Annotated in this window: 19 protein-coding genes and 1 pseudogene; 14 read left to right on the forward strand and 6 right to left on the reverse strand. The window is 68.3% G+C overall.

What is annotated here, in order from left to right:
- The first annotated feature begins 5 nt into the window (after window positions 1-5).
- The 3 genes from ACXI0U_RS04560 (at window position 6) to ccoM (ending at window position 1038) form a co-directional block, all read left to right on the forward strand.
- A complete protein-coding gene (locus tag ACXI0U_RS04560) occupies window positions 6-602 on the forward strand; it encodes an alpha-ketoglutarate-dependent dioxygenase AlkB family protein (RefSeq protein ID WP_043242776.1) in 597 nt (198 codons plus the stop codon).
- Window positions 599-754, forward strand: a complete 156-nt coding sequence (locus ACXI0U_RS04565; protein WP_021219249.1) for a hypothetical protein — start codon at window positions 599-601, stop codon at window positions 752-754. The genes ACXI0U_RS04560 and ACXI0U_RS04565 overlap by 4 nt, the downstream gene beginning before the upstream one ends.
- A 164-nt stretch (window positions 755-918) precedes the next feature.
- On the forward strand, window positions 919-1038 hold the full coding sequence (ccoM, locus tag ACXI0U_RS04570; RefSeq protein WP_021219250.1) for a cytochrome c oxidase subunit CcoM: 120 nt from the start codon (window positions 919-921) through the stop codon (window positions 1036-1038).
- A 241-nt stretch (window positions 1039-1279) separates the two neighbouring features.
- Here ccoM and ACXI0U_RS04575 read toward each other — a convergent pair whose 3' ends face one another.
- From ACXI0U_RS04575 to ACXI0U_RS04590, 4 genes are read right to left on the reverse strand one after another with little or no spacing between them, the layout of a single operon-like run.
- Entirely contained in the window at window positions 1280-2365 is a 1086-nt protein-coding gene (locus ACXI0U_RS04575) for an ABC transporter permease (RefSeq protein ID WP_265167878.1), read from the reverse strand.
- Entirely contained in the window at window positions 2365-3309 is a 945-nt protein-coding gene (locus tag ACXI0U_RS04580; RefSeq protein WP_431483783.1) for an ABC transporter ATP-binding protein, read from the reverse strand. Before ACXI0U_RS04580 ends, ACXI0U_RS04575 begins: the two co-directional genes overlap by 1 nt.
- The gene (locus ACXI0U_RS04585) at window positions 3302-4264 is read right to left on the reverse strand and encodes an HlyD family secretion protein (protein WP_479549827.1); all 963 of its coding nucleotides are present in this window, start codon (window positions 4262-4264) and stop codon (window positions 3302-3304) included. Before ACXI0U_RS04585 ends, ACXI0U_RS04580 begins: the two co-directional genes overlap by 8 nt.
- A complete protein-coding gene (locus tag ACXI0U_RS04590; RefSeq protein ID WP_479549828.1) occupies window positions 4261-4896 on the reverse strand; it encodes a TetR/AcrR family transcriptional regulator in 636 nt (211 codons plus the stop codon). The genes ACXI0U_RS04585 and ACXI0U_RS04590 overlap by 4 nt, the downstream gene beginning before the upstream one ends.
- Before the next feature lie 176 nt (window positions 4897-5072).
- Between ACXI0U_RS04590 and ACXI0U_RS04595 the strand changes: the two are divergent.
- From ACXI0U_RS04595 to ACXI0U_RS04605, 3 genes and pseudogenes are all read left to right on the forward strand, one after another.
- A pseudogene (locus ACXI0U_RS04595) lies at window positions 5073-7060 on the forward strand (FUSC family protein).
- Window positions 7047-7253, forward strand: coding sequence for a DUF1656 domain-containing protein (locus ACXI0U_RS04600; protein ID WP_043242766.1), 207 nt, complete (start codon window positions 7047-7049; stop codon window positions 7251-7253). The pseudogene ACXI0U_RS04595 and the gene ACXI0U_RS04600 overlap by 14 nt, the downstream one beginning before the upstream one ends.
- 11 nt (window positions 7254-7264) lie before the next feature.
- Complete coding sequence (locus ACXI0U_RS04605) at window positions 7265-8137, forward strand: efflux RND transporter periplasmic adaptor subunit (RefSeq protein ID WP_021219257.1); 873 nt, start codon at window positions 7265-7267, stop codon at window positions 8135-8137.
- Window positions 8138-8199: 62 nt separating this feature from the next.
- Here ACXI0U_RS04605 and ACXI0U_RS04610 read toward each other — a convergent pair whose 3' ends face one another.
- A complete protein-coding gene (locus tag ACXI0U_RS04610) occupies window positions 8200-8670 on the reverse strand; it encodes a MaoC family dehydratase (RefSeq protein WP_265167882.1) in 471 nt (156 codons plus the stop codon).
- A complete protein-coding gene (locus tag ACXI0U_RS04615; RefSeq protein WP_021219259.1) occupies window positions 8667-9623 on the reverse strand; it encodes an alpha/beta hydrolase in 957 nt (318 codons plus the stop codon). The genes ACXI0U_RS04610 and ACXI0U_RS04615 overlap by 4 nt, the downstream gene beginning before the upstream one ends.
- A gap of 274 nt (window positions 9624-9897) precedes the next feature.
- Here ACXI0U_RS04615 and fadD2 point away from each other — a divergent pair, with 274 nt between their 5' ends.
- From fadD2 to hrpA, 8 genes are all read left to right on the forward strand, one after another.
- Complete coding sequence (fadD2, locus tag ACXI0U_RS04620; protein ID WP_021219260.1) at window positions 9898-11586, forward strand: long-chain-fatty-acid--CoA ligase FadD2; 1689 nt, start codon at window positions 9898-9900, stop codon at window positions 11584-11586.
- Window positions 11587-11871: 285 nt separating this feature from the next.
- The gene (gene fadD1 / locus ACXI0U_RS04625; protein WP_021219261.1) at window positions 11872-13557 is read left to right on the forward strand and encodes a long-chain-fatty-acid--CoA ligase FadD1; all 1686 of its coding nucleotides are present in this window, start codon (window positions 11872-11874) and stop codon (window positions 13555-13557) included.
- 234 nt (window positions 13558-13791) lie between these two features.
- On the forward strand, window positions 13792-14697 hold the full coding sequence (locus ACXI0U_RS04630) for a LysR family transcriptional regulator (RefSeq protein WP_479549829.1): 906 nt from the start codon (window positions 13792-13794) through the stop codon (window positions 14695-14697).
- 186 nt (window positions 14698-14883) lie between these two features.
- Window positions 14884-16416, forward strand: a complete 1533-nt coding sequence (locus tag ACXI0U_RS04635; protein WP_021219263.1) for an MFS transporter — start codon at window positions 14884-14886, stop codon at window positions 16414-16416.
- Between the two features lie 39 nt (window positions 16417-16455).
- Window positions 16456-17490 carry an HlyD family secretion protein gene (locus tag ACXI0U_RS04640; RefSeq protein ID WP_479550028.1) on the forward strand — a complete coding sequence of 345 codons (1035 nt, stop codon included), beginning with the start codon at window positions 16456-16458 and terminating at the stop codon, window positions 17488-17490.
- Window position 17491: 1 nt separating this feature from the next.
- Complete coding sequence (locus ACXI0U_RS04645; RefSeq protein ID WP_374980182.1) at window positions 17492-18940, forward strand: efflux transporter outer membrane subunit; 1449 nt, start codon at window positions 17492-17494, stop codon at window positions 18938-18940.
- Window positions 18941-19299: 359 nt separating this feature from the next.
- Complete coding sequence (locus ACXI0U_RS04650; RefSeq protein WP_350448045.1) at window positions 19300-20130, forward strand: SGNH/GDSL hydrolase family protein; 831 nt, start codon at window positions 19300-19302, stop codon at window positions 20128-20130.
- A 109-nt stretch (window positions 20131-20239) separates the two neighbouring features.
- Window positions 20240-24139 carry an ATP-dependent RNA helicase HrpA gene (hrpA, locus tag ACXI0U_RS04655; RefSeq protein ID WP_479549830.1) on the forward strand — a complete coding sequence of 1300 codons (3900 nt, stop codon included), beginning with the start codon at window positions 20240-20242 and terminating at the stop codon, window positions 24137-24139.
- Window positions 24140-24142: the final 3 nt, after the last annotated feature.

Here is a 24142-nt window from a genome sequence, read left to right on the forward strand (position 1 = left end):
ACCCCGTGGACCTGTTCGACGACATCCCCCTGGACCTGCCCGACGCCCACCTGCGTTACGAACCCCACTGGCTGGCCGCCGAAGAAGCCGACGAATGGCTGGCCCGGCTACGCGAGGAAACACCCTGGGAGCAACCCAGCGTCCACCTGCATGGCCGCGACTACCCGGTGCCCCGCCTGCTGGCCTGGTACGGCGACCCCGAGGCCGGCTACCGCTACTCCGGCCTGGTGCACCGGCCGCTGCCCTGGACGCCGCTGCTGGCGCAGATCCGCGAGCGCCTGCAGCAGACCGTCGGCCAGCCGCTCAACGGCGCGCTGCTCAACTACTACCGCGACGGCCAGGATTCCATGGGCTGGCACAGCGACGACGAGCCCGAGCTGGGCCGCGACCCGCTTATCGCTTCGCTCAACCTCGGCGGAACTCGGCGTTTCGACCTGCGTCGTAAGGGCAGTGGGCGCATCGAGCATTCATTGCAGCTCGGCCATGGCGCGCTGCTGGTCATGAGCGGCCCGACACAGCATCATTGGCAGCATCAGGTGGCGAAGACCCGCAGCCCTTGCGACCCTCGCCTGAATCTCACCTTCCGCTGGATCCGTTCATGAGCAATGACGAGAAACTGGTCGACTTCGGCGCCGAGCGTGACAAACGCATCCATGACCTGCATGAAAAACGCCTGAACGATGTGCGCAACGCCTTCGAGCAGGCCATGCCCCTGGGCAAGTCGAAAAAGCCGCGCAAACCGAAAAAACGCTGAAACCCTCCGCTGTACCCCCCCTTTAAATTGACCTGGATCAGTTCCCCAACGGCCTTGCCGGTGGGGCTCTGCGCCTATTGATCCAGATCAATTTCCCCTTCCCGGTGTGGGCTTACCTTTGACCCATCGAAACACGGAACGCCACAAGAGAAGGAGGCACTCAAATGTTCATCGATGTAGTGGTTCTCGCCGGTATCGGGACCGTAGGTCTGATGGTCGCCTTCCTTGGAGGGTTCGGATATTTCATCTGGAAGGACTCGCACAAGCGCAACAAGAAGGCTTGAGTCCACCAGGTTCACAGGCACGCAAGGCACCTCGGGCGACTTCGGTCGCCCTTTTTTTCGTCCACGATTTTTACCCCGTGATGGCCCACGCCTTCACGTAGAGCGGGTGAAACCCGCGCGCGCTCTTGCTCCGCAATGTCGGGTTTCACCCGACCTACGCCTAGGTGTGAAACCACGCGCGCTCTCCCGTAGCCCGGGCTTCAGCCCGGGACACCCACCCCACAGGGCCCAGGCCCGCCTCTCAATCCAGCCGCTTGTGCACCCGTGATACGGCGACGCCGAGCATCACCGCGGTGAAGGCCACCAGCGCCGCCATCTCCATCCATAACTCGGCCAGCGTGGCGCTGCGCAGCATGATGCCCCGCGCCAGGCGCAGGAAGTGGGTGAGCGGCAGCACCTCGGCGATCCACTGGGCGACGCGCGGCATGCCGGCGAAGGGGAACATGAAGCCCGACAGCAGTATCTGCGGCAGGAAGGTGAAGAAGGCCATCTGCATCGCCTGGAACTGGCTCTGCGCCAGGGTGGAGATGAACACGCCCAGGGTCAGGCTGGCGAAGATGAACAACAGCGCCGCCGCGTAGAGCGCCAGCAGCGAACCGCGCACCGGCACCTCGAACAGCAGCAGGCCGACGATGAGGATCACCGTCACCTGCACCAGGCCGATGCCGACGAAGGGCAGCACCTTGCCGATGGTCAGCTCCCAGGGCGAGACCGGCGTGGTGATCAGCATCTCCATGTTGCCGCGCTCCCGTTCGCGCACCAGGGCGATGGCGGTGAACAGCACCATGGTCATGGTCAGGATCACCCCGATCAGCCCCGGCACCGTGTTCAGCGGTGCCAGGCGCTCCGGGTTGTAGAAGTTCACCACCGACATCGCCTGGTTGCTGCGCCAGCCCTCCAGGGGGAAGCCCGCCAGTTGCCGGGCCGAGGCCTGCACCACCTGGTCGGAGCCATCCACCACCAGTTGCAGCGGCGGGCGCTCCGGGTCCTGGCGCTGGACGCGCGCCTCGAAATCCCGGGGAATCACCAGTGCGGCGCTGATGCGCCCGGCGCGCAGCAACTGGTCGATCTCCTGGGGGCTGCCCAGGTGGTAGCGGAAGTTCACCACCTGGCTGGAGCCGATCTCCGCCACCGCTTCGCGGGAGCGGGCGGTGTTCGCCTGGTCCAGCACCGCGGCGTCGAGGCCGCGCACGTCCATGTTGATGGCGTAGCCGAACAGCACCAGCTGCATGATGGGGATGCCGACGATCATGGCGAAGGTCAGGCGGTCGCGACGCAACTGGCGCAGCTCCTTGAGGACGATGGCGCCCAGGCGGTGCAGGTTCATCACTTGGCCTCCGCTTTCTGCAGCGGCTGGTGGGTGACGGTGACGAAGACGTCCTCCAGGTTCGGCTCGGTCTCCTTCACCTCGGCCTCCACACCCTGCTCGGCCAGGCGCCGGGCGATGCGTTCATGGGCATCGGCCTCGGCGCTGAGCACCCGCAGCGAGGCGCCGATCTGAGCCATGGCGATCACCTCTTCGGCGCCCTGCAGCGCACGTTGCGCCTGGCGTGGCTGCGCGCATTCGATCAGCAGCGGGTGGCCGGGCAGGGCGCTCATCAGCTCGGCCGGGCTGCCATCGGCTACCAGGCGCCCGGCGTCGAGGATGCCCAGGCGCGTGCAGCGCTCGGCTTCGTCCATGTAGTGGGTGGACACCAGCAGCGTGGTGCCGGCCTCGGCCAGCTCGAACAGCGAATCCCAGAATTCCCGGCGTGATTGCGGGTCCACCGCGCTGGTGGGTTCGTCGAGCAGCAGCAGGTCGGGCTTGTGCAGCACCGCGCCAGCCAGCGCCAGGCGTTGTTTCTGGCCGCCGCTGAGAGTGCCGGCGAGCTGCTTGCGGCGGTCCGCCAGCCAGTAGCGCTCCAGCAGTTCATCGATGCGCTGGCGCCCTTCGTTGCGGGGCAGGCCCTGTACGGCGGCGAGGAATTCTAGGTTCTCGCCGATGGTCAGGTCTTCGTAGAGGGAGAACTTCTGCGTCATGTAGCCGATGCGTCGCTTCAGCGCCTCGGCGTCGCGGGGGATCTGGCAGCCGAGCACCTCGATCTCGCCTTCGCTGGGCAGCAGCAGGCCGCAGAGCATGCGGATGGTGGTGGACTTGCCGCAGCCGTTGGGGCCGAGGAAGCCGAACACCTCGGCGCGGTTCACCTGGAGGTTGAGCCCGTCCACCGCCGCCTGCTGGCCGAAGCGCTTGGTCAGGCCACGCGCGCGGATCACCGTCTCGCTGTCAGTCATCGCCCGGGCGCTCCGCGTGCAGCGGCAGGCCGGCGGGCAGGCGCGCGGCGAGTTCGCCTTCCAGTACCAGCTCGGCGCGGTACACCAGGCGGCTGGCGTCGCTGCCGGTCAGGGCGTAATAGGGGGTGAAGCTGGCCTCGCTGGCGATGCTGCGCACCCGCCCGCTGAACAGGCCGTCGACGCCTTCGATGCCCACCTGCAGGCGGTCGCCGATGGCGATGTGCGGGCGCAGCGGCGCGGGGATGAACAGCCGCGCGTAGGGCGTCTCGCCCACCAGCAGGCTGGCCACCTCGGCATTGGCCGGTGGCTGGTCGCCGGGGCGGAAGGGCAGGGCGTCGACCCGGCCGGCGCGGGGCGCGCGCACGTCCAGGTGCTCGCGGTCCACCTGCAGGCGCGCCAGCTCGGCACGGGCCGTTTGCAGCTCGGCATCGGCCTGGGCCAGTTGTTCCGGGCGGGTGCCGTTGGTGAGTTCGCGCAGCTGCGCATCGGCGTTCTTCACCGCGGCATCGGCCTGGTCGCGGCTGGCGCGGGCGCGGTCACGTTCGGCGATGGCCACCTGGCCCCGCGCATAGAGGGCGGCGACCCGCTGGTAGTTGCGCCCGGCTTCGGTGGCATCGGCGCGGTTGCGCACCAGGGTGGCGCGGGCGGCGTCGATGCTTTCCTGGCGTGCGCCGTTGCTCAGTTCATCCAGGCGCGCCTGGGCCTGGGCCACCTGGCCCCGTGCCTGGTCGAGGCGGGCGTCGAGGCGACGCGGGTCCAGCTCCAGCAGCAGTTGCCCGGCCTGCACCGAATCGCCTTCGGCCACCTTCCAGTCGAGGATGGTTTCCGAGGCCTCGGCGGGCACGCCGATGCGGTCCCACTCCAGGGTGCCGAGCAGCGGTTCGCTGTCGCGGCGGTCGCAGCCGCCCAGCAGGGCCAGGCACAGCAGGCCGGGAATGAAGGTGCGGGCGGTCATGGCGATACCTCCAGGCCACGTTCGAGCAGGGCCAGGGTGTGGTTGACCAGGGCGTCGTTGCCGATTTCCGGGTTGGCGAAGATGCCGCGCCAGAGCGGCGCCGCCGCGTGGGGCAGCATGGTCAGGCCGATCAGCGAGACCACCAGCAGGCGCGGGTCGAGGTCCTTGTTGAGGGCGCCGCGCCCCTGGGCGGCGGCGAAGCGCTGGGCCAGCAGCATCGGGATCAGCGGGGCGATGCGCTGGGGCAACTGCTCGCGCAGCACACCGCCTTCGCAGAGGATCTCGCGCACCCACAGCGGTGGAATCCAGGGGTGCTCTTCCACCGTGGCGCTGATGCCGCGCACGAACAGGCGCACCAGCTCCAGGGGATCGTCGCCAGCCTCCTGCAGGCGCGCGGCCAGGGCGCGGATCAAGGGCAGAAAACGCTCCTCCACCACCGCATCCACCAGGCGCTGCTTGTTGCCGAAGTAGTAGTTGACCATCGCCGGTGTCACCCCGGTGCTCTGGGCGATGCCGCGCAGGCTGCTGGCATTGATGCCCTGGTGGGCGAAGGCGTCGCAGGCGGTGTCCAGCAGGCGTTCACGCTGCTGGGCTTCGCCGCTGGGGCGGCCGGGGGCGCGGGGAGTGGTCATAGGGCTGTCCTGGGAGGCGATGGAAATTATTTAAATACTCATTTAATTAATTTTCAATGGGCAGTTCTACGATCTGCTGGACGGCAATTAGATAGCTTGCTAATAATTGTCGTCGTTGAATTCATCACCGGCCGAAGCGGCCTATCCTTCTGGCAATTTCCTTCAAGGTCCTGCGCGTGCGCGATTCCCTGCGGGCGTTCGTCGCCCCCGACATCCCGGCTCTCCAGTTCGCCATCAAGACCCTCCTGGGCGGGGGGCTGGCGCTCTGGTGTGCGCTGCGTTTCGGCCTGGAGCAACCGCAGTGGGCCCTGATGACGGCCTTCATCGTCGCCCAGCCGCTGTCCGGCATGGTGGTGCAGAAGGGCCTGGCGCGGTTGCTCGGCACCCTGGTCGGCACCGTCATGGCGGTGGTGGCGATGGCCCTGTTCGCGCAGACGCCCTGGCTGTTCATCCTCGCCCTGGCCACCTGGCTGGGGCTGTGCACCGCCGCCTCGACCATGCTGCGCAGCGCCTGGTCCTATTCATTCGTGCTGGCGGGCTACACGGTGGCGATCATCGGCCTGCCGGCCATCGCCCACCCGCTCACCGTGTTCGACCAGGCCGTGGCGCGCTGCACCGAGATCTGCCTCGGCATCATCTGCGCCACCGCCGTCAGTGCGCTGGTCTGGCCGCAGCGGGTGGAACGCCAGCTGGCGCGCCAGGCCGGGGATGCCTGGAACGCCGGCATCGCCGCCGCGCGCTCGGCCCTGCGCGGCGAACCCCATGAACGCCAGGGCCTGCTCGGTGTGCTGGGGCGCATCGTCGCCGTGGACGCCCAGCGCGAGCACGCCTGGTTCGAAGGCAACCGTGGTCGCCAGCGTGCCGCCGCCCTGCGTGTGCTCAGCCGCGACCTGCTCAGCCTGCTGCGCCTGGCCCGGGCGTGGCGCGGCAGTGGCGGCAGCTGTCGGCAGGGGAGGCCGAACGCCTGGCGCCTTGGATGGAGGAGGTGCAGCGGCTGCTCGCCGAGCCCGATGACGCGACCTCCGAAGCCCTGGGCCAGCGCTTGCTGGACGCCGCTGAAGCCGAAGACCTGGTGCCCGTGCAGCAATACTGCCTGGGCCGCCTGGCGGTGATGCTGCGGCAGATGCGTGCCGCCGCTGCGGCCCTGCGAGCGGTGGAACGTGGCGAGGCACCGGACGATGCCGGGGCGCCGCTGTCCTGGCACCGCGACCTGCCCACCGCGCTGCTCTACGGCCTGCGCAGCAGCGTGGCCTTCGTCGGCCTGGCATCGTTCTGGCTGGCCACCGCCTGGACCTCCTCGGTGGGCGCGCTGACCCTCACCTGCGTGGTCTGCAGCCTGTTCGCCAGCCGCGAGAACGCCGAGCAGATCGGCTTCATGTTCCTGCGCGGCATCCTCTACGCGCTGCCGGTGGCCTTCTTCATCGGCCAGGTGGTGCTGCCGCAGATGAGCGGCTTCCCGTTGCTCTGCATGGCCCTCGGCGTACCGCTGTTCTTCGGCACCCTGGGCATGGCCAAGCCGGCACTGGGGGCGACCTCGACCTCCTTCTGCCTGCACTTCATCGTGCTCTGCGCGCCGCAGAACACCATGCATTTCGACGTGGCGCTGTTCCTCAACGAGGCCATCGCCATCCTCCTGGGCGTCGGCTTCGCGGTGCTGGTGTTCCGCGTCATCGTGCTGACCAACCCGGGCTGGCACGGGCGGCGCCTGCTCAAGGCCACCTTCCATGACCTGGGCCGCCTCACCCAGCGTGCGCTGGTGGGTGCCGAGAACTGGTTCGGTGGGCGCATGGCCGATCGCCTGCTGCAACTGGCGCGGCACTACCCGGCGTTGCCCAGCCAATCGCGCAACCGCTGGGACGACGGCATCACCAGCCTCGATATCGGTGACGAACTGCTGCACCTGCGCCGTTGCCTGGCCGCCGGCGAGCGCTCCATCGAAGCCTCCGAGGCGCGCTTCCTGCGCAGCATCGAGCCCCTGCTGGAGCGCGGCCCCGCCGCCTCCCTGGCGGGGGCGATGGACGAGCCCTCGGAACAACTGATCCAGGCGCTGCGCCAGGCCGGCAGCAGCATCGACCGGCGCCTGGCCCAGGCGGCCCTGCTGCAGCTGCGGCAGAGCTGGCGCCAATGGTGTGAACAACAGGAGGCGAGCCATGGGCTTGCGTGAGTGGTCCCTGGGCGGCGTGTTGCTGAGCCCCATTCTGATGTATGCGCTGGCGGCGTTGCTGGTGACGGGCGTGTTGCGCCTGGCCCTGCAGCGTGTCGGCATGGCGCGCTGGATCTGGCACGAAGCGTTGTTCGACTGTGCCCTGTATGTCTGTGTCCTGTCGTTGCTGGTCGCCTGGTTCGGGCACTGGTGAAGGAGAAACCCATGCGTTCCACCCTGCGTATCGTCATCACCCTGGCCCTGGTCGCCGCGGCCCTCGTCGGCGGCTGGAGCCTCTGGCAGCACTACATGCTCTCGCCCTGGACGCGCGATGCGCGCATCCGCGCCGACGTGGTGGTGATCTCGCCGGACGTTTCCGGCTGGGTCGTCGACCTCAAGGTCCACGACAACCAGCAGGTGAAGGCCGGCGACCTGCTGCTCAGCGTCGACCGCGAGCGCTACCAGGCGGCGCTGGAAAAGGCCCATGCCGTGGCCGACACCCGCCAGCAGCAGCTGCGCCTGCGTGAACACGAAGCCTCGCGCCGTGCCCACCTGGGGCCCCAGGCGATCAGCGCCGAGCTGAAGGAGAACGCGCAGATCACCGCCGACATCGCCCGGGGCGAATATCGCCAGGCCCAGGCGGACGTGAAGGTCGCCGAGCTCAACCTGGCCCGCAGCGAAGTGCGCGCGCCGCGCAGCGGGCAGGTCACCAACCTGCGCCTGGCCCAGGGCAACTACGCCAACGCCGGGCAGCCGGTGATGGCGCTGGTGGATGACGCCTCCTTCTATGTGCAGGCCTATTTCGAGGAGACCAAGCTGCCGGGGATCAAGGTCGGCGCACCGGTGAAGATCTGGCTGATGAGCGCTGGCCGTGCCCTGACCGGTACGGTGGAGAGCATCAGCCGCGGCATCACCGACCGCAACGCCAGCCCCGACGGCCAGTTGCTGGCCAACGTCGAGCCCACCTTCAACTGGGTGCGCCTGGCCCAGCGTATTCCAGTGCGGATCAAGCTTGACCCGGTGCCGGACGACATCCAGCTCAGCGCCGGGATGACCGCCAGCGTCACGGTCGGGGAGCAGCCGCAGGCGCAGCGATAGCCGGCCCCCCGCAACGAAAAAGCCCGGCGATTGCCGGGCTTCTTTCATCCTGCCTGCAGGGCTCAGCCGATGGTGATCGGCGGCAGCTCCGGCAGTTCGATGGCGAGGGACTGCTTGGGCGCGAGGACTTCGGCTTCGCCGTCCACCACCTGCTCGGCGTTCTGGTTGAACACGCGGGTGGCGATGCGCACGCGGTTCTTCGGCAGCTTCTCGAGGATTTCCAGTTCCACGGTCAGGGCGTCGCCGAGCTTCACCGGGCGGGTGAACTTCAGTTGCTGGCCGAGGTAGATGGTGCCCGGGCCGGGCAGCTCGCAGGCGATGGCCGCGCTGATCAGGGCGCCGCTGAACATGCCGTGGGCGATGCGCTCCTTGAAGAGGGTGCCGGCCGCGTACTCGGCGTCCAGGTGCACCGGGTTGCGGTCGCCGGAGAGGGCGGCGAACAGCTGGATGTCACGCTCTTCCACGGTCTTGGCGTAGCTGGCCTTCTGGCCGACTTCGAGGGCGTCGTAGGTGAAGTTGGTTACCTGGGTCATGGGGTGTCCTTGTTCGGTTGGCAGTAGCGACTGTGGGCAAGGGCATGCTCCAGCCAGTCGAGCAGGTGGGCCGTCACCTCGTCACGGTTGGTCTCGTTGAGCAGCTCGTGGCGGGCGTCCGGGTAGATTTTCAGTTGCACGTCCTTGATCCCGGCCTCGCGCAGGGCGCGGGCGAGGTCGTCCAGACGACGGCCGTCGCTGACCGGGTCGCGTGCGCCGCCCACCACCAGCAGCGGCAGGTCGGGGTCGATCTGCGCCAGGTGCTTGACCGGGGTGATGTTCTGAAGCCCGCCGAGCAGGTCGAGCCACAACTGGTTGGTGCAGCGGAAGCCGCACAGCGGGTCGTTGACGTACTTGTCCACTTCGTCCGGGTCGCGGCTGAGCCAGTCGAAGGCAGTGCGGTTGGGCTTGAAGGCCTTGTTGAACGAGCCGAAGGAGAGGAACTCGATCAGCGCGCTGCGGCCATTGGCGCCCTGGCGCCAGCGCTCCAGGCGAGCCACCAGGGCGCCGCTGCGGTACAGCGACACCGGCTGGTAGTTGGAGCCGGAGAGGATCGCGCCCTGCAGGCTGCAGCTGTGCTGCATCAGGTAGGCCTGGCCGATGTAGCTGCCCATGCTGTGGCCGAGGAGGAAGATCGGCGCTTGCGGGTGCTGCTGGCGGATGTGGTGGTTGAGGCTGGCCAGGTCGCCGATCACCTTGTTCCAGCCGTCGTGCTCGGCGTACAGCCCGAGGATGCCGTGCTGGGCGGTGCGGCCGTGGCCGCGCTGGTCGTGCACGTAGAGTTCCAGGCCCGCTGCCACCAGGGCCTGGCCCAGGCGTGCATAGCGGCCGCCGTGCTCGGCCATGCCGTGGGCGACCATCACCACGGCCCGGGGCTGGGCGTCGCCGCTCCAGCGGTTGACGTGCAGGGAGGCGCCGTCGCTGGCGGTGAGCCAGAAAGCATCGTGGTGCATGGCCAATCCTTGTGGCGTTGGGGTGTCGACGCATTGTGCACGGGCGGCCTGGCGGCGCAAAGCTCGGCACGTGGCTGACTGATCGGTTCCCTGCGGGACCGACCGGGCAATGGCCGGTCAAGGTGCAGCGGGCCGCTCAGGCACGGGCGATGGCGGCAAGATTCACACTGTCTATGACGCGTTCGCGAGTATTTGCGTACGGGTGCGGACCTGCTAATTTCCGGGCAGTCCCGCTCGCGGGCCAGACACATTCAGGGCAAAGAGGATAAGAACAATGCAACCTGATTTCTGGAGCGACAAACGCCCTGCTGGCGTACCCGACCAGATCGACCTGACCGCCTATCGCTCGGTGATCGAGGTCTTCGAACGTTCCTGCAAGAAATTCGCCGACCGACCGGCCTTCAGCAACCTCGGCGTCACCCTGACCTACGCCGAGCTGGACCGCCTCTCCGGCGCCTTCGCCGCCTACCTGCAGAAGCACACCGACCTCAAGCCCGGCGACCGCATCGCGGTGCAGATGCCCAACGTGCTGCAGTACCCGATCGCCGTGTTCGGCGCCCTGCGCGCCGGGCTCATCGTGGTCAACACCAACCCGCTGTACACCGCCCGCGAGATGCGCCACCAGTTCAAGGACGCCGGCGTGCGCGCACTGGTCTACGTCAACCTGTTCGGCAAGCTGGTGCAGGAAGTGCTGCCGGACACCGAAATCGACTACCTGATTGAAGCGCGCATGGGTGACATGCTGCCGAGCCTCAAGGGCTGGCTGGTCAACACCGTGGTGAAGAAGGTCAAGAAGATGGTCCCCGACTTCCACCTGCCCCAGGCGGTGTCCTTCAAGGCCGCGCTGAAGCAGGGCCAGGGCCACGCGCTGAAACCGGTGAAGGTGAGCCTGGACGACATCGCCGTGCTGCAGTACACCGGCGGCACCACGGGCGTGGCCAAGGGCGCGATGCTCACCCACGGCAACCTGGTGGCCAACATGCAGCAGGTGGATGCCTGCCTGTCGCAGCTCGGCCCGGACGGCCAGCCGCTGATGAAGCAGGGCCAGGAGATCATGATCGCGCCGCTGCCGCTCTATCACATCTATGCCTTCACCGCGAACTGCATGTGCATGATGGTCAACGGCAACCACAACGTGCTGATCACCAACCCGCGCGACATCCCCGGCTTCGTCAAGGAGCTGAAGAAGTGGCGCTTCTCCGCGCTGCTGGGCCTCAACACCCTGTTCGTCGCGCTGATGGACCACCCCGAGTTCAAGGACCTGGACTTCTCCAACCTCAAGGTCACCAACTCCGGCGGCACCGCCCTGGTGAAGGCCACCGCCGAACGCTGGCAGGCCATGACCGGCTGCTCGGTGGTGGAGGGCTACGGCCTCACCGAAACCTCCCCGGTGGCCAGCACCAACCCCTATGGCACCCTGGCGCGCCTGGGCACCGTGGGCATCCCGGTACCGGGCACCGCCTTCAAGGTGATCGATGACGACGGCGCCGAGCTGCCCCTGGGCGAGCGCGGCGAGCTGTGCATCAAGGGCCCGCAGGTGATGAAGGGCTACTGGCAGCGCGAGGAAGCCACCGCCGAGGTGCTCGACGCCGAAGGCTGGCTGAAGACCGGCGACATCGCGGTGATCGACCCGGACGGCTACGTGCGCATCGTCGACCGCAAGAAGGACCTGATCATCGTCTCCGGCTTCAACGTCTATCCCAACGAGATCGAGGACGTGGTCATGGCCCACCCGAAGGTGGCCAGCTGCGCCGCCATCGGCGTGCCGGACGACAAGTCCGGCGAGGCGGTGAAGCTGTTCGTCGTGGCCCGCGAGGGCGGCCTCAGCGTCGACGAGCTGAAGGCCTACTGCAAAGCCAACTTCACCGGCTACAAGGTGCCCAAGCACATCGTCCTCAAGGACGCCCTGCCGATGACGCCGGTCGGCAAGATCCTCCGTCGCGAACTGCGCGACATCGCCTGACCCTTCCCCCCATCCCCGGCCCGCGAGGGCCGGCGGATGCGCTGCGATCCCTCTGCGACGCCTTCTGCACGCTGTTTAGAGAAACTACTCTAAAGATGACCAGGGTCATTGCATCCGGTCATTTTAATGACTGATAAGGCCTTCTTTGGCTCTGGTCGCCCATTTGCAAAGCTGCTACTCTCGGCGCGTTTTTTTGCCCTGGAAAGGGCTTGAACGACTGCACAGAACACAACAAACAACTGCCTCCGGCAGTGAAGATCAGCTGTTGCTTAGGAGTGGGCTTCCATGACCGAAAATTTCTGGAAGGACAAGTATCCAGCAGGCATTCCTGCGGAAATCAATGCCGACGCGTATCCCAATATCCAGGCGGTATTGAAAGAGTCCTGCCAACGCTTTGCCGACAAGCCCGCTTTCAGCAACCTGGGCAAGACCATCACCTACGGTGAGCTCTACGAGCTGTCCGGCGCCTTCGCGGCCTACCTGCAACAGAACACCGACCTGCAACCGGGCGATCGCATCGCCGTGCAGCTGCCGAACGTGCTGCAGTACCCCGTGGTGGTCTTCGGTGCCCTGCGCGCCGGCCTCACCGTGGTCAACACCAACCCGCTGTACACCGCGCGGGAGATGGAGCACCAGTTCAACGACTCCGGCGCCAAGGCCCTGGTCTGCCTGGCCAACATGGCCCACCTGGCCCAGGACGTACTGCCGCGCACCGGCATCAAGCACGTCGTGGTCACCGAAGTCGGCGACATGCTGCCGGCGCTCAAGCGCCTGCTGGTCAACAGCGTCGTCAAGTACGTGAAGAAGATGGTCCCGGCCTTCCACCTGCCCCAGGCGGTGAAGCTCAACGATGCCCTGGCCAAGGGCCGTGGCAAGCCGGTCAAGGATGCCTCCCCGGCAGCGGGCGACATCGCCGTGCTGCAGTACACCGGCGGCACCACGGGCGTGGCCAAGGGTGCGATGCTCACCCACCGCAACCTGATCGCCAACATGCTGCAGTGCAAGGCACTGATGGGCGCCAACCTCAATGAAGGTTGCGAAGTGCTGATCACGCCGCTGCCGCTGTACCACATCTACGCCTTCACCTTCCATTGCATGTCCATGATGCTGACCGGCAACCACAACGTGCTGATCAGCAACCCGCGTGACCTGCCGACCATGGTCAAGGAACTGGGCAACTGGAAGTTCACCGGCTTCGTCGGCCTCAACACCCTGTTCGTCGCCCTGTGCAACAACGAGGACTTCCGCAAGCTCGATTTCTCCGCCCTGAAGCTGACCCTGTCCGGCGGCATGGCCCTGCAACTGGCCGCGGCCGAGCGCTGGAAAGACGTCACCGGTTGCGCCATCTGCGAAGGCTTCGGCATGACCGAAACCAGCCCGGTGGTGTCGGTGAACCCGTTCCAAAGCATCCAGATCGGCACCATCGGCATCCCGGTCCCCTCGACCGAGTGCAAGGTGGTCGACGACGAGGGCAACGACCTCGCCATCGGCGCCATTGGTGAGCTCTGCGTCAAGGGCCCGCAGGTGATGAAGGGCTACTGGCAGCGCCAGGACGCCACCGACGAGATTCTCTCGGCGGACGGCTGGCTGAAGACCGGCGACATCGGCCTGATCCAGGAAGACGGCTACATGCGCATCGTCGACCGCAAGAAGGACATGATCCTGGTCTCCGGTTTCAACGTGTACCCGAACGAGCTCGAAGACGTGCTCGCCACCCTGCCGGGCGTGCTGCAATGCGCCGCCATCGGCATCCCGGACGAGAAATCCGGCGAGGCGATCAAGGTCTTCGTGGTGGTCAAGCCGGGCGCCAACCTGACCAAGGACGAGGTGATGCAGCACATGCGCGCCAACGTCACCGGTTACAAGATGCCCAAGGCCGTCGAGTTCCGTGACAGCCTGCCGACCACCAACGTCGGCAAGATCCTGCGCCGTGAACTGCGTGACCAGGAACTGAAGAAGCTCAAGGGCTGATCCGTTCCGCCCTGAACAAGCCCCGCCTCTGCGGGGCTTTTTCTTTTCTGGCAGTCGCATCCAGGTGCGCCTCCGTAGGATGGGTAGAGCTCTGCGAAACCCATCACTGCGAAGTAGCCGGCCTGCTCCGCAGCTGGGTGCCGGGCGATGGGCCCGATCCCGCCTGTGATGCCTCGACGCCCCATTTCCCGCCCGCTAGAGTGCCGACTCTCGCGACCGCCCTGGAGCCGGCCCATGCCCTTGCCCGATCTCAACCTGCTGGTAGCCCTGGACGTGCTGCTCGACGAAGGCAGCGTCGCCGGGGCCGCGCGGCGCATGCACCTGAGCGCGCCGGCCATGAGCCGCACCCTGGCGCGCATCCGCGAGGCGGTGGGCGACCCGATCCTGGTGCGCGCCGGTCGCGGCCTGGTGCCCACGCCCCGGGCCCTGGAGCTGCGCGAGCAGGTGCGCGACCTGGTGGAGCGCGCCAGCGGCCTGTTCCATGCCGACCAGGTGGACCTCTCCGGCCTGGAGCGCACCTTCAACATCCGCACCAACGACATCTTCATGGTCTGCTACGGCGGCCGCCTGTTCGAACTGGCCCACCGCGAGGCGCCCGAGGCCGTGCTGCGCTTCGTCCCGGAGATCGACGGCGACGACGACGCCATGCGCGCCGGGCGCATCGACCTGATGATCGGCGCCTCGCTCACCCTGTCCCCGGAGATCAAGTCCCAGGGCCTGTTCGAATGCCGCTTCACCGGCCTGGTGCGCGAGGGCCACCCGGTGCTGGAAGGCCCCCTCGACGCGAAGCGCTTCGCCACCTTCGAGCAGATCAGCGTTTCCCGCCGTGGCCTGGCCCGGGGCCCCATCGACCAGGCGCTGGCCGAGCTGGGCCTGTCGCGCAAGGTGGTGATGATCGCCCCCAGCATCTTCTCCGCCGTGCTGGCCATGCTCGACTCGGACCTGATCCTGCCGATGCCCGACCCCGTGGTCGCCACCTGCCGGCGCCTCGGCTTGCCCCTACGCGCCTTTGACATCCCCCTGGCGCTGGAGACGGTGCGGGTGCGCCAGTCCTGGCACCCGCGCTTCGACAGCGACCCGGCCCACCGCTGGCTGCGCGGCCTGATCAAGCGCTGCTGCGAGGAAGGCCTGCCCGGCTGATCGCTCCTGTGAGGCGCCTGTCCCGCAGGGAGGGGGCTCGCTTATTCGTGCGTTCAGCGCACTCGTAAATTAGAAATATTGCAATTTTCGGCATGCCATGGCCGCCCATAGACTTTCCGCGTATCCCTGAAACCCGGAAGTCCCCATGTCTTGCATGCACTCGCGCGCCAGCGGAGCACCGCTCCGATGAACGCGCCCCTGTCCCTGCCCCAGGCCGCCGCCAAACCCGCCGCCGCACCGGTGCCGACGCCCTTCGGGCTGCGCATCGTCGTCGGCCTGGTGGGCGTGTTGCTGGCGGTGCTGGTGGCCGGCTTCAATGAAAACGTCACCAAGGTCGCCCTGGCCGATATCCGCGGCGCCATGGGCATCGGCCGTGACGAAGGCACCTGGCTGCTGGCGCTCTACGCTGCGCCTTCGGTCTGCGCCATGGCCTTCGCCCCCTGGTTCTCGGTGACCTTCTCCCTGCGCCGCTTCACCCTCGCGGCCATCGGTGCCTTCATGGTGCTGGGCCTGCTCAGCCCCCTGGCGCCCAACCTGCAGTGCCTGATGGCCCTGCGCGCCTTGCAGGGCCTGGCCGGCGGGGCGCTGCCGCCGATGCTGATGACCGTGGCGCTGCGCTTCCTGCCCGCCAACATCAAGCTCTACGGCCTGGCCGGCTACGCCCTGACCGCCACCTTCGGCCCTGGCCTGGGCACGCCGCTGGCGGCCTTCTGGGTGGAGGTCGTCGGCTGGCGCTGGGCCTTCTGGCAGATCATGCCCCTGAGCCTGTTGGCCCTGGCTGCCGTGTCCTGGGGGCTGCCCCAGGACCCGCTGCGCCTGGAACGCTTCCGCCAGTTCGATTGGCTGGGCCTGCTATTGGGCTTCCCGGCGCTGTCTATGCTGGTGGTCGGCCTGGTGCAGGGTGACCGCCTGGACTGGTTCGAGTCGCCGCTGATCTGCCTGCTGCTGGGCGGGGGCTCGGTGCTGCTGGTGCTGTTCCTGCTCAACGAATGGAAGCACCCGCTGCCGTTCTTCAAGCTGCAGCTGCTCAAGCTGCGCAACCTCAGCTTCGCCCTGTTCGTGCTCGGTGGCGTGCTCTTCGTGCTGCTCGGGGTCATCAGCGTGCCCTCCGCCTACCTGGCCCAGGTGCAAGGCTACCGGCCGCTGCAGAGCGCCCCGGTGTTCCTCGTGGTGGCCCTGCCGCAACTGCTGGCACTGCCCCTGGTGGCGGCCCTGTGCAACCTGCGCTGGGTGGACTGCCGCTGGGTGCTGGCCTGTGGCCTGGCCATGCTCGCCGTCGCCTGCTGGCTGGGTGCCGGGCTGACCTCGGCCTGGGTGCGCGAAGACTTCTACCTGGTGCAGGCGCTGCAGATCTTCGGCCAGCCCATGGCGGTGCTGCCGCTGCTGATGCTCTCCACCGGCAGCATCACACCGCCGGACGGCCCCTTCGCCTCGGCCTGGTTCAACACCATCAAGGGCTTCGCCGCAGTGCTCGCCGGGGGCGTGCTGGAAGCCCTCGGCACCCTGCGTCTGCACCTGCATTCCACCCAGCTGGTGGATCGTCTGGGCAACAGCCCGCTGCTGGAGGAGGGCGCGCAACTGGCCCGCCGCGTCCACCAGCAGGCCTCGGTGCTGGCCTCCGCCGACCTCTACCTGTGCCTGGCCGTTCTGGCGGCCGCATTGATCATCGCCATCCCCTTCGTGCCCACGCGCATCTACCCGCCGCGTGCCCCGAGCTAACGGAAGAATCATCATGACCGACACACGACCCCGTACCCCCTGATCGCCGGCGCCTTGCTGGCCGGCGCCGGCCTCATCGCCTGGAGCGCCTGGCACTTCACCGCCGGCGGCCGTGGCGAAGGCACCAACGACGCCTTCGTCCAGGCCGATTTCACCCTGGTGGCACCCAAGGTCTCCGGCTTCATCGGCGAGGTGCTGGTGGAGGACAACCAGCCGGTGACGGCCGGCCAGCTGCTGGCGCGCATCGACGACCGCGACTACCGCGCCGCGCTCTCCGGCGCCCGCGCCGAAGTGGCCAGTGCCGAGGCCCGCCTGACCAACGCCCGGGCCACCCTGGAACGGCAGGACGCGCTGATCCGCCAGGCCGAGGCCACGGTGGAGGCGGACCGCGCCGAGATGGAGTTCGCCCGTCACGAGCTGGAGCGCTACCAGCACCTGGCCAGGCAGGGCGCCGGCACCCTGCAGAGCGCCCAGCAGGCGCGCAGCCGCTTCGACACCAGCCGTGCGCGGCAGGCCGAACACGCCGCCGCATTGCTGGCCACGCGCAAGCAGACCGACGTGCTCGCCGCCCAGCGCGACGCCGCCCAGGCCGCCCTGGAGCAAGCCCGTGCCGGCCTCGAACGGGCCGAGCTGGACCTTTCCCACACCGAGCTGCGTGCGCCCATGGACGGCACGATCGGCCGTCGAGCGGTGCGGGTCGGCGCCTTCGTCAGCCCCGGCCAGGCCCTGCTGGCGGTGGTGCCCCTGGCGCGTGCCTACGTGGTCGCCAACTTCCAGGAAACCCAGCTCACCCACATGCGCCCCGGCCAAGTAGTGCAGGTGACCGTGGACAGCTTCCCCGGCGAGGTGCTGCGCGGTCGCATCGAGAGCATCGCCCCGGCCACCGGTGTGACCTTCGCCGCCATCGCCCCGGACAACGCCACCGGCAACTTCACCAAGGTGGTGCAGCGCATCCCGGTGAAGGTCCGCCTTGACGAGGGCCAGCCCCTGGCTGCGCGCTTGCGGGTGGGCATGTCGGTGGAAGCCGACGTGGACACCCGTGGCGAGCCCGAAGCCCTGGCGGGGGTGAACTGAGATGCGTCGACACGCGACCCTGCTGGTCCTGGCGATGGGCCTCGGCGCCTGCAGCGTCGGCCCGGACTTCACCCGGCCCGACGCCGAACTGGACACCCACTGGACCCTGGCCGACGACGCCGACCTGCCGAGCCGCGCGCTCCAGGCCGAGCTGGAAGAACGCTGGTGGGAGGGTTTCGGCGACCCGCTGCTGGCTTCGCTTATCCACCGCGCCACCCACGAGAACCTCGACCTGCTCGCCGCCGCCAGCCGCGTGGAGCAGAGCCGCGCCGCACGTCGCAGCGTGGCCGCCGGGCAGGCGCCGGATCTCGGTGTCGGCGCGGGCTACAGCCGCGCACGCAACAGCCAGCGCGGCCTCTCCGACCCCTCCGGCGAGTCGGGCCGCGCTGCCTACAGCCTCTGGCAGGGCGGCCTGGACATGGCCTGGGAGCTGGACCTCTGGGGCCGGGTAAGGCGCGAGGTGGAAGCGGCGGACGCCGGCGTGCAGGTCTCCGAGGAGACCCGCCGGGGCGTGCTGCTGGCGGTAACGGCGGAGACCGCGCGCGGCTACATCGAGCTGCGTGGTGTGCAGAACGCCCTGGCCATCACGCTGCAGAACCTGGAGATCGCCCGGCGCAGCCTGGCCCTCAACCGCACCCGCCTGGCCGATGGCGTCGCCACCCAGCTGGAGGTGGCCGAAGCGGCGGCACAGGTGGCCAGCCTCGAATCGCGCCTGCCGCCCCTGCGTCAGCGCGAGGCAAGCCTGGCCAATGCCCTGGCCCTGTTGCTGGCGCTGCCGCCCGGCGCATTGCGCGAGGCGCTGGCGGCCCAGGAGGCACCGGCCATTCCCACCGGCCCGGCACGGGTGCTCCTGGGCCTGCCCAGCGAACTGGCCGAGCGCCGCCCGGACATCCGCCGCGCCGAAGCCGCCCTGCACGCCGCCACCGCCGAAATAGGCGTGGCCGAGGGCGACTTCTACCCGCGCATCACCCTCTCCGGCGACCTCGGCTTCCAGGCCCGGCAGCTGGACGACCTGGGCTGGGACGCCCGACGCTTCGCCTTCGGCCCGGCCCTGAGCCTGCCGCTGTTCGACGGCGGCCGCCGGCGCGGCACCCTGGAACTGAGCAGGGCCCGCCAGCAGGAAGCGGCCATCGCCTACCGCAGCACCGTGCTCGCCGCCTGGCACGAAGTGGACGACACCCTCGGCGCCTACCAGGCACAGCAACGCCGCCAGGCCAGCCTGGACCAGGCGGTGGAACACGCCCGCGTGGCCCTCGACAACGCCGAACGCCAATACGGCCAGGGCACGGTGGACTTCCTCAACGTGCTCAGCGTGCAGAACGCGCTGCTGGCCAACCAGGCCGAACAGGTGGACAGCGCCACCGCCGCCGCCCTGGCGCTGGTGGACCTCTACCGCGCCCTTGGTGGCGGCTGGCAGGCGTTGGAAGGGGAGGGTGCGTCGGGGGCCTGATACCGGCGGGCGTTGGTATCCGGTTTCCGGGTGAAGGCCGATCGCGAATGAATTCGCTCCCACGGGGGCGGCGCTGCGCGCCGCTTGGCGACTGAAGTCGCCCCTACATCCCGGGCACCGTGCGGAGCCGATCGATGCGTAGGGTGGAGGTCGCTCTTTACCTCCACCGGGCGGAGTCAGCCTGGGCGCGACCTGCCATGCCCCCGGGCCAGCCGCTTCGCTAGCTCTACCGAACGGTATGACCTCCCGTCGCCCCTGGCCGGTGCCAGCATTGCGACAGCTGTCGATTCGCATAATCTGCGCCGGTCCGCGGGCCCCTGACCCGCGCCGTTACGCTTTCCTGGGGGACCTCCATGCGTATGAATGTGCGTCGAATCCTCCTGGCCTGGATGCTGGGAGTTGTCGTCGTCGGCCCGACCGTGGCCGCTGAAAACCCGTCTGCGAAACCGGTGATCGGTTCCGCCTCGCAACAGGCCGTGACGGGCCGCCCGCTCAGCGTGCTGTTCGTGGGCAACAGCTACACCTTCTACAACGACCTGCCGCGCATGGTCCGGCAGATGTCCCTCGACGCTGCCCAGCCGCGCCCGCTGGACGTGCGCGACGTCACCTTCGGCGGCGCCAGCCTCGAAGCCCACTGGAACCGTGGCGTGGTGCAGAAGGTGCTGGCCAGCCAGCACTGGGACTATGTGGTGATCCAGGACTTCAGCACCATGCCGGTGGACAACCCCGAGAAGACCCGCAAGTACGTGCGCCTGATGGCCGCCGAGGCGCGCAAGGCCGGTGCCCAGCCGATCCTCTACCTGACCTGGGCACGCCAGGCGATCCCGGCCATGCAGGCGCAGCTCGACAGCGTCTACACCGGCCTGGCCAACGAAACCCATTCCCTGCTGGCCCCGGTCGGCCAGGCCTGGAAGCAGGCCCTGGCGGCCACGCCGCAACCGCACCTGTTCATCGAGGACGGCAGCCACCCGAGCTACAGCGGCAGCTACCTCACCGCCTCGGTGTTCTATTCGCTGATCTACGGCGTGCAGCCGCCGGCGCCGTCGTCCGAACAGGCCGCGCGCCTGGATCGCGACAGCAGCGGCAGCGCCCTGCAAGGCTTCGCCTGGAACTCCCTGCAGGCCCAGGACCTGGCCCTGCGCACCGTGCCGCAGGAGCTGCGCAGCCTGCCGATCACCGCCACCCGCTGAGCCGTTTCATCCCGCGTTGCCGAGCCGTCGGCGCGCGGGGCGCTTGCCGATGCGGTGTGGGGGCGGAATCTGCGACAATCGCGCCTTTGCCACGATTGCCCAGCGCCTGATGACCGACATCGCCTCCCTGCACAAGAACCTCGATCACGCCCTGATCGCCGACCGCCATCGCCTGCGTCGCCAGCTCCACGAGCTGCACAAGAAGCCGGACGAGGCCAAGTTCGCCCAGTGGCTGGAGCGCTTTCAGGCGTCCTGCGCCAAGGTCGAGGCGCGCCGCAGCAGCGTGCCGCGCATGCGCTACGACGACGCCCTGCCCATCGCCGCCAAGCGCGACGAGATCAAGGCCGCGCTGGAGAAACACCAGGTGCTGGTGATCGCCGGCGAAACCGGTTCGGGCAAGACCACCCAGTTGCCGAAGATCTGCCTGGAAATGGGCCGTGGCACCCACGGCCTGATCGGCCACACCCAGCCGCGCCGGCTGGCCGCGCGCAGCGTGGCGACCCGCGTGGCCGAGGAGATCGGCACGCCCCTGGGCGAGCTGGTGGGCTACCAGGTGCGCTTCGAGGACCAGTCCAACGAGCGCAGCCTGGTCAAGCTGATGACCGACGGCATCCTCCTGGCCGAAACCCAGCATGACCGCCTGCTCGAACGCTACGACACCATCATCGTCGACGAGGCCCACGAGCGGAGCCTGAACATCGACTTTCTCCTGGGCTACCTGAAGACGCTGCTGCCACGGCGCCCGGACCTGAAGCTGATCATCACCTCGGCGACCATCGACCTGGAGCGCTTCTCCAAACATTTCGGTGACGCACCCATAGTCGAAGTCTCCGGCCGCACCTACCCGGTGGACACCTGGTACCGGCCCCTGGCCGCCGAAGTGGACGAGAACGGCGAAGCGCTGTTCGACGACCTGTCGGTGGACCAGGGCATCCTCCGCGCCCTGGAAGAGATCGGCGACTTCGAGCGCGCCGAGGGCAAGCGCCCGGGGGACGTGCTGGTGTTCCTCCCCGGCGAGCGCGAGATCCGTGATGCCGCCGAGGTGCTGCGCAAGGCCAACCTGCGCCTGACCGAGGTGCTGCCGCTCTACGCACGGCTGACCCCGGCCGAGCAGCAGAAGATCTTCGCGCCCATGGCCGGCCGCAAGATCGTGCTCGCCACCAACGTTGCCGAAACCTCGCTGACGGTGCCCGGTATCCGCTACGTGATCGACAGCGGCACCGCGCGCATCAGCCGCTATAGCTACCGCGCCAAGGTGCAGCGCCTGCCCATCGAGGCCGTGTCCCAGGCCAGCGCCAACCAGCGCAAGGGCCGTTGCGGCCGGGTCGAGCCGGGCATCTGCGTGCGCCTCTACAGCGAGGAGGATTTCCTCGGCCGCCCTGAGTTCACCGACCCGGAGATCCTGCGCACCAACCTGGCGGCGGTGATCCTGCAGATGCTCCATCTGCGCCTCGGCGAGATCAGCGACTTCCCCTTCATCGAGCCGCCGGACGGCAAGGCGGTGAGCGACGGCTTCACCCTGCTGCAGGAGCTCTCGGCGGTGAACCGCGAGGGCCAGCTCACGCCCCTTGGCCGCCAGCTGGCGCGCCTGCCGGTGGACCCGCGCCTGGGCCGCATGGTGCTGGAAGGTGCCCACCAGGGCAGCCTCGACGAGGTGCTGCTGATCACCAGCGCGCTCTCGGTGCAGGACCCGCGCGAACGGCCGATGGAGCGCCAGCAGGCCGCTGACCAGGCCCACGCGCAATGGAAGGACGTGGATTCCGACTTCGCCGCGCTGGTCAATCTCTGGCGCGGCTTCGAGGAACAGCGCCAGGCGCTGGGCTCCAACGCGCTGCGCACCTGGTGCCGCAAGAACTTCCTCAACTACATGCGCCTGCGCGAGTGGCGTGACGCCCACCGCCAGCTGACGCTGATCTGCCGCGAGCTCAAGCTGACCCTCAACAAGGAGCCGGCGGACTACCCGCGCGTGCACAAGGCGCTGCTCTCCGGCCTGCTCAGCCAGATCGGCCAGAAGAGCGAGGACGGCGACTACCTCGGCGCCCGCCAGCGGCGTTTCTGGATCCACCCCTCGACCGTGATCGCCAAGAAGCGGCCGCAATGGATCATGGCCGCCGAACTGGTGGAGACCACCAAGCTGTTCGCGCGCATGGTCGCCAAGATCGACCCCGACTGGCTGGAGCCCCTGGCCGGCCACTTGGTGAAGAAGAACCACCTGGAGCCGCACTGGGAGAAGAAGCGTGGCCAGGTCGTGGCCTACGAGCAGGTCAGCCTCTACGGGCTGATCGTGGTCGGTCGGCGCCCGGTGCACTACGGGCCCATCGACCCACCGGTGGCCCGCGAGCTGTTCATCCGCGAGGGCCTGGTGCGTGGCGAAATCCACAGCCGCGCCAAGTGCCTGGCCGCCAACCGCCAGTTGCTGGAACGCCTCGACGAGCTGGAGGCCAAGGCCCGGCGTCGCGACATCCTGGCCGACGAGGAAACCCTCTTCGACTACTACGCCGCGCGCCTGCCGGAGGACATCTACCAGACCGCCAGCTTCGAGAAATGGTACGAGCGCGAGCGGGCGAAGAGCCCCGAGCTGCTGATCATGCGCGAGGAGGACGTGCTGGCCCGCGAGGCCAACGAAGTCACCGCCGCGCAGTATCCCGACACCCTGCGCATCGGCGACCTGCAGCTGTCGCTGGACTACCACTTCGAGCCCGGCCATGCCCGTGACGGCGTGACCCTGCGGGTGCCGGCGCCGCTGCTGCCACAACTCCAGGCCGAGCGCCTGGACTGGCTGGTGCCCGGGTTGCTGGAAGCCAAGTGCGTGGCCCTGGTGCGCAACCTGCCCAAGGCCATCCGCAAGAACTTCGTGCCGGTGCCGGACTTCGTCAAGGCGGCGCTGGCCAAGCTCAGCTTCGCCGAGGGTTCGCTGCCCGAGGCGCTGGGCCGCGAGCTGCAACGCATGACCGGCTCACGGGTGCCCGAGGAGGCCTGGACGGAAGCCGCCGCGCTGCTGGAAGGGCACCTGAAGATGAACATCGAGGTGGTCGACGCCCGCGGCAAGTTCCTTGGCGAGGGCCGCGACCTCGCCGAGCTGACCGCGCGCTTCGCCGAAGCCAGCCAGGCCGCCCTGGCCATCCCTCAGGGCGACAAGGCGCAGAAGGCGGTGGAAGCCAAGGTGTTCGCCGAGGTCGCCGAGAAGACCCAGCAGAAGATCGCCGGGCTCTCCATGACCGTCTACCCGGCGCTGGTGGAGGAGGGCGGGGTGGTCAAGGAACACCGCTTCCCAACCCAGGCCGAAGCCGAGTACCAGCACCGCCGCGCCCTGCAGCGTCTGCTCCTGCAACAGCTGGCCGAGCCGGCCAAGTTCCTCCGTGGCAAGCTGCCGGGCCTCACCGAGCTGGGCCTGCTTTACCGCGATATGGGGCGGGTCGACGCGCTGGTGGAGGACATCCTCCTGGCCAGCCTCGACAGCTGCATCCTCGAAGGCGAAACCAACCTGCCCCGCGATGGCGCGGCACTGGCCTCGCTGGCGGAGAAGAAGCGCGGCGCCTGGGCCGAACATGCCGAGCGCCTGGCGCGCCTGGTGCTGGACATCCTCAAGCTGTGGCACGGCCTGCAGAAGCGCTTCAAGGGGCGCATCGACCTGGCCCAGGCGGTGGCGCTGAACGACATCAAGGCGCAGCTGGGCAACCTGGTGTACCCCGGTTTCGTCCGCGAAACCCCGGGCGAATGGCTGAAGGAGCTGCCGCGCTACCTCAAGGCCATCGAGCAGCGCTTCGACAAGATCGGCGCCCAGCTGCAGCGCGACCGCGTCTGGTCCGGCGAGCTGGCCGGCTACTGGGAGCAGTACCAGGCACGCCTGGCCAAGCACGCCCAGGAGGGTAAGCGCGACCCCGAGCTGCAAACCTTCCGCTGGATGCTGGAGGAGTACCGCGTGTCCCTCTTCGCCCAGCAGTTGGGCACCAAGATGGCGGTTTCCGATAAACGACTGAATAAGCAGTGGACCCAGGTAGAGGCTTGATCG

It is taken from the genome of Pseudomonas sp. C9D1 (assembly GCF_056491235.1).

Coding starts and splice junctions, on each gene's coding strand:
- ACXI0U_RS04565 (WP_021219249.1), top strand. CDS start 599: ATGAGCAATGACGAGAAACTGGTCGACTTCGGCGCCGAGCGTGACAAA.
- ccoM (WP_021219250.1), top strand. CDS start 919: ATGTTCATCGATGTAGTGGTTCTCGCCGGTATCGGGACCGTAGGTCTG.
- ACXI0U_RS04575 (WP_265167878.1), bottom strand. CDS start 2,365: ATGAACCTGCACCGCCTGGGCGCCATCGTCCTCAAGGAGCTGCGCCAG.
- ACXI0U_RS04580 (WP_431483783.1), bottom strand. CDS start 3,309: ATGACTGACAGCGAGACGGTGATCCGCGCGCGTGGCCTGACCAAGCGC.
- ACXI0U_RS04585 (WP_479549827.1), bottom strand. CDS start 4,264: ATGACCGCCCGCACCTTCATTCCCGGCCTGCTGTGCCTGGCCCTGCTG.
- ACXI0U_RS04590 (WP_479549828.1), bottom strand. CDS start 4,896: ATGACCACTCCCCGCGCCCCCGGCCGCCCCAGCGGCGAAGCCCAGCAG.
- ACXI0U_RS04600 (WP_043242766.1), top strand. CDS start 7,047: ATGGGCTTGCGTGAGTGGTCCCTGGGCGGCGTGTTGCTGAGCCCCATT.
- ACXI0U_RS04605 (WP_021219257.1), top strand. CDS start 7,265: ATGCGTTCCACCCTGCGTATCGTCATCACCCTGGCCCTGGTCGCCGCG.
- ACXI0U_RS04610 (WP_265167882.1), bottom strand. CDS start 8,670: ATGACCCAGGTAACCAACTTCACCTACGACGCCCTCGAAGTCGGCCAG.
- ACXI0U_RS04615 (WP_021219259.1), bottom strand. CDS start 9,623: ATGCACCACGATGCTTTCTGGCTCACCGCCAGCGACGGCGCCTCCCTG.
- fadD2 (WP_021219260.1), top strand. CDS start 9,898: ATGCAACCTGATTTCTGGAGCGACAAACGCCCTGCTGGCGTACCCGAC.
- fadD1 (WP_021219261.1), top strand. CDS start 11,872: ATGACCGAAAATTTCTGGAAGGACAAGTATCCAGCAGGCATTCCTGCG.
- ACXI0U_RS04630 (WP_479549829.1), top strand. CDS start 13,792: ATGCCCTTGCCCGATCTCAACCTGCTGGTAGCCCTGGACGTGCTGCTC.
- ACXI0U_RS04635 (WP_021219263.1), top strand. CDS start 14,884: ATGAACGCGCCCCTGTCCCTGCCCCAGGCCGCCGCCAAACCCGCCGCC.
- ACXI0U_RS04645 (WP_374980182.1), top strand. CDS start 17,492: ATGCGTCGACACGCGACCCTGCTGGTCCTGGCGATGGGCCTCGGCGCC.
- ACXI0U_RS04650 (WP_350448045.1), top strand. CDS start 19,300: ATGAATGTGCGTCGAATCCTCCTGGCCTGGATGCTGGGAGTTGTCGTC.
- hrpA (WP_479549830.1), top strand. CDS start 20,240: ATGACCGACATCGCCTCCCTGCACAAGAACCTCGATCACGCCCTGATC.